General features: G+C 68.2%; 6 protein-coding genes. All 6 read left to right on the top strand.

What is annotated here, in order from left to right:
• Positions 1-29 precede the first annotated feature (29 nt).
• The 6 genes from HC022_RS22790 to rpsP all read left to right on the top strand — a co-directional run bounded on the left by HC022_RS22790 (position 30) and on the right by rpsP (position 2,972).
• Positions 30-560 (top strand): GNAT family N-acetyltransferase, encoded by a 531-nt coding sequence (locus HC022_RS22790; protein ID WP_008886948.1) that lies wholly within the window; start codon positions 30-32, stop codon positions 558-560.
• Positions 557-1,075, top strand: coding sequence for a GNAT family N-acetyltransferase (locus tag HC022_RS22785; RefSeq protein ID WP_167453927.1), 519 nt, complete (start codon positions 557-559; stop codon positions 1,073-1,075). The genes HC022_RS22790 and HC022_RS22785 overlap by 4 nt, the downstream gene beginning before the upstream one ends.
• Positions 1,072-1,641 (top strand): GNAT family N-acetyltransferase, encoded by a 570-nt coding sequence (locus tag HC022_RS22780; RefSeq protein WP_167453926.1) that lies wholly within the window; start codon positions 1,072-1,074, stop codon positions 1,639-1,641. Before HC022_RS22785 ends, HC022_RS22780 begins: the two co-directional genes overlap by 4 nt.
• Positions 1,641-2,246: a GNAT family N-acetyltransferase gene (locus tag HC022_RS22775; RefSeq protein ID WP_008886587.1), complete on the top strand. Its 606-nt coding sequence runs from the start codon at positions 1,641-1,643 to the stop codon at positions 2,244-2,246. Before HC022_RS22780 ends, HC022_RS22775 begins: the two co-directional genes overlap by 1 nt.
• Positions 2,239-2,544, top strand: coding sequence for a chorismate mutase (locus tag HC022_RS22770; RefSeq protein WP_008887147.1), 306 nt, complete (start codon positions 2,239-2,241; stop codon positions 2,542-2,544). The genes HC022_RS22775 and HC022_RS22770 overlap by 8 nt, the downstream gene beginning before the upstream one ends.
• A gap of 65 nt (positions 2,545-2,609) precedes the next feature.
• Positions 2,610-2,972 carry a 30S ribosomal protein S16 gene (gene rpsP, locus HC022_RS22765; protein ID WP_008887281.1) on the top strand — a complete coding sequence of 121 codons (363 nt, stop codon included), beginning with the start codon at positions 2,610-2,612 and terminating at the stop codon, positions 2,970-2,972.
• Positions 2,973-3,004: the final 32 nt, after the last annotated feature.

Here is a 3,004-nt window from a genome sequence, read left to right as displayed (position 1 = left end):
GACGCGGACGGCAGCCCGGAGGCCTACGCATGATCGTGCCCAACGCCCCCCAGCTCGAGACCGAGCGCCTGATCCTCCGCGGACCCGACGCCGGGGATGCCGAGGCGATGATCGCCTTCCTGCTCGACCGCGAGCGCGCCGACGGGTTCGGCGGCTACGACCACCGCGGCGACGCGTGGCGCTGGTTCGCGCTGAACGTCGGCCACTGGCACCTGCGCGGCTATGGCTACTTCACCATCGAGATGAAGGACACCGGCAAGCCCGCCGGCATTTCCGGCATCTGGAACCCCGAGGGCTGGCCCGAGCCCGAGATCGGCTGGGTGGTATTCGAGGGCTACGAAGGCCGCGGCATCGCCCGCGAGGCCGCCGAACGCGTGCGCCGCTACGCCTACGAGGACCTCGGGCTCAAGACGCTGACCTCGAACATCGTGCCCGGCAACACCCGCTCCATCGCGCTCGCCGAGCGCATGGGTGCCAGCTACGAGCGCACCTACCAGAACTACCACATGGGTGAGGACCTGCTCTATCGCCACCCCGGGCCCGAGGAGGTTCTGGAATGAGCGTCGACGTGCCTGTGATCGAGACCGACCGGCTGATCCTGCGCGGTCCGCGGCTCGAGGATCTCGACCCGCTCTGCGGTTTCTATGCCGAGGAGCGCTCGAAATTCGTCGGCGGCCCTCTGGATCGCGGCGAGGTCTGGCGCCTTTTGCTGCGCAGCGCCGGTCACTGGCAGTTGCGCGGCTACGGCGTCTGGCACGTCACCCTGCGCGACAGCGGTGCGCTGATCGGCCACGCCGGCATCCTGCACCACATCGAGTGGCCCGAGGCCGAGCTCGGCTACGGCATCTTCGCACCCCACGAGGGCAAGGGCCTCGCCCACGAGGCCGCCGAGGCCGCGCGCGACGCCGCCGCCCGCCTCTTCGGCCTGACCCGGCTCATCAGCCTCGTCGATCCGCTCAACGACCGGTCGCGCGCGCTGGCGCTGCGGCTTGGCGCACATCACGAGGGCGAGGAAGAGATCTTCGGCCAGACGTTGCATGTCTATCGGCACCCCGAACAGGGGGGGGCGGCATGATCGCGGTCGTCGAACAGCATCGCCCGGGCCCCGGGTCGCGTCAGGCCGCCCGGCTTGGCGGGCACGTGCCCAGCATCGACACGCGCCGGCTGCAGCTGCGCGGGCCGCGGATCTACGATTTCGCCGCCTACGCCAAGATCCTGTGCTCGGACCGCGCCGAATACATGGGCGGGCCGTATTCCCGCACCGAGGCGTGGAGCGACTTCACCCAGTACACCGCGCTCTGGCTGCTGCACGGCCACGGGCTCTGGACCATCGACGCGCAGACCTCGCCCTCGGCTGGCTTCGTGCTGCTGGGCTACGAGTACGACGACCCCGAGGCCGAGCTCGGCGTCTTCCTCACCGAGGAAGCCGAGGGCCAGGGCTATGCGCTCGAAGCCTGCGAGGCCGCCCGAGACTACGCCTTCGGCACGCTGGCGTGGGACAGCGTCGTGTCCTACATCAATGGCGAGAACAGCCGCTGCTGTCGCCTGATGGAGCGCCTCGGCGCCACCCGCGACCGCGCGGCGGAAACGGCACTCGGCGACGGCACCTTCGTCTATCGCCACAAGCGGGGGGACGCGTGATGGGCCACACCGCGATTCCCGTGCTCGAGACCGACCGCCTCGTTCTGCGCGCCCCCGAGCCGCAGGACTATCCCGATTTCAAGGCGACCTTCGCGTCGTACCGCTCGCGCTTCATGGGCGGGCCGCTCAATACCTACGAGACATGGATGCTCTACGCCGCCGAGATCGGCCACTGGGCGATCCGCGGCTTCGGCATGTGGATGGTCCACCTCAAGGGCAGCGGCGAGACCGTCGGCATGGCCGGTGGCTGGTTTCCCGCCAAGTGGCCCGAGCGCGAAATCGCCTGGATCATCTGGCCGGAGAAGGCGGGCAAGGGCTTTGCGCTCGAAGCCACCCACCGGGTGCGCCGGCATTTCTTCGACGATCAGGGCTGGGAAACGGCGGTCAGCTACATCGACCCCAAGAACCTCGACTCGATCCGACTGGCCGAGCGTCTGGGCGCCAGGAAAGACGCGGACGCCGCCTCGATCGACGGCAGCGACGCGGTCTACCGCCACCCCGCGCCGGCGGAGCTGCGCGGCACGCAGCTTGCCCATGGCATCGACATGGAAATCGCGAATTTCCAGGATCCTCTGTTCAAACCGAAAGGCTGGGCCATTGACTGAGACCCATGACCCCGTGGCGCGCGCCGCCGCGCTGCTCAAGGAACACCGCGAGAGCATCGACCGGCTGGACGCGATCCTCGTCTTTACGCTGGCCGAGCGCTTCAAGCACACACAGGCCGTGGGCGTCCTCAAGGCGCAACACGACCTTCCCCCTTCCGATCCCGCGCGCGAAGAAACGCAGATCGCGCGGCTCCAGGATCTGGCGGAGAACGCGGACCTCGACCCCGCCTTCGCCAAGAAGTTCCTGAATTTCGTCATTCAGGAAGTCATCAAGCACCACGAACAACACCAATCCTGACGGGCCGGACCCCCGTCAAGCCTGGCGGAGACCCCGCCATAGCCATTCGAAAAAGGAGACAAACAATGGCCCTCAAGATCCGACTCGCCCGCGGCGGTTCCAAGAAACGCCCCCACTACGCAATCGTCGTCGCCGACTCGCGCATGCCGCGCGACGGCCGCTTCATCGAGAAGGTCGGCACCTACAACCCGCTGCTCGCCAAGGATGACGAGCGCCGCGTGAACATGGACGTCGAGCGCATCCAGCACTGGGTTGCCCAGGGCGCACAGACCACCGACCGCGTGTCGCGCTTCCTCGAAGCCGCCGGCGTCGTCGAGAAGAAAGAGCGCAACAACCCGAAGAAAGCCGTTCCGGGCAAGGCTGCCGCCGAGCGCGCGGAAGCCAAGGCCTCCAAGGCCGCTGCCGCTTCGGAAGCGACTGCCGAGTAAGATCGGCTGCCGTTCGGCAACAGGGCGCGCCG

It is taken from the genome of Salipiger sp. HF18, assembly GCF_011806505.1.
GTDB lineage: Bacteria > Pseudomonadota > Alphaproteobacteria > Rhodobacterales > Rhodobacteraceae > Salipiger > Salipiger thiooxidans.
Note: the sequence above shows the minus strand (reverse complement) of the source record. Positions and strands in the feature narration are given on the sequence as shown.